Here is a 1233-nt window from a genome sequence, read left to right as displayed (position 1 = left end):
ATTTATTGGAGTGCACAGTTTTTTTTCAGGAACATGGACTGCGTCATCTACGGTGATTGCACAAGCCGATGTAGAACTTGCGTGGATAGAACGCGATACGCCAGCCGTTGAAGAAGAAACTTACGGGCCATTAACCACACAGTTTATGCCCGTTATGGTGAATGAGTTGTCTCGCCGTCAGCGGCGCGCGATGCAAGAAGCGATAGCAAAAGAGAAGGCGCTGCAAAAGCTCCACACCGCAGAGCAAATGACAACACTCGGTCAGTTAGCCGCAGGTATCGCACACGAACTTAACAATGCGATTGGTGTGGTCAGCAGTAAATCGGAGCGTTTAGAGTCCGTCATCATGACGCTGCTTGAAGAAGTGCATCCAGAGGCGAGTCAGTTCTTTGATTTTGGTTTGATGCAAGGGCAAAAAGTATCGTCTAGTGAAGCGAGAAAGCGCGGTCGTCATTTCGAAAAATATTATGGGTTGCCTAAAGAGTTGGCGCGTGATTTAGCGCGAGCCGTGCCGAGTAACTACCTCTCGGAGCATTGGTTAAAAAGGCCAGAAGAGGCGATTCGTTACTGGCAAGTTGGGCGAGACCTGCATGACTTGCGTATCGCGTCTAAGCATACGGTGGGCATTGTTCGTTCCGTTAAGCAATTGGGCAGCACGGATATCCAACTTGATGAGGCCATCAACATTAACGATTCAATAAATCGGGCATTGGCGTTGCTGCAGAGTGATTTGAGGCGCGTTAGTGTGCGTTTCAGCCCTGCAGAACTGCCGGTTTTTATTGGATCGCAAACTGAGCTTGTTCAAATTTGGGTGAATATTTTAAAAAATGCGTGCGATGCGATGATTAACATTGAGTCGCCGGCCATTGAAATTCATACACGCGTGAGCAAAGGAAAGATTTTAGTCACGATCGCCAACAATGGCCCTGAAATTGATGAGGCCACACGCCGAAAAATATTTAGGCCGAACTTTACAACGAAGAAAGGCGGATTGTCTTTTGGGTTGGGGCTTGGGCTCTCGATCGTTAAACGTATTATTGCAGGTTACAACGGTTCCATTGTCGTAAAAAGTGACAGTGAAAAGACCATTTTTAGAATCAAATTACCGGTAGAGGGTGAACATGGAGAAGCTTAATGTAATTTGCGTTGATGACCAACGAGAGGTGTTAAGCGCGGTTCTACAAGATCTAGAACCGTTGAATAAATGGCTGAATATTGAGGATTGTGAGTCTG

At 46.6% G+C, this 1233-nt stretch carries 1 protein-coding gene and 1 pseudogene; both read left to right on the top strand.

Features of this window, described 5'->3' with window-relative positions:
• On the top strand, positions 1 to 1135 hold a 1135-nt coding region (locus R7P72_RS24945; RefSeq protein ID WP_318110950.1), incomplete at its 5' end, for a sensor histidine kinase.
• Positions 1122 to 1233, top strand: a pseudogene (locus R7P72_RS24940) (response regulator); the annotation flags it as partial. The gene R7P72_RS24945 and the pseudogene R7P72_RS24940, both read left to right, overlap by 14 nt.

This window comes from Vibrio sp. Vb0888, assembly GCF_033338835.1.
GTDB classification, from domain to species: Bacteria; Pseudomonadota; Gammaproteobacteria; order Enterobacterales; family Vibrionaceae; genus Vibrio; species Vibrio alginolyticus.
This window is presented reverse-complemented; position numbering and strand designations above follow the sequence as displayed.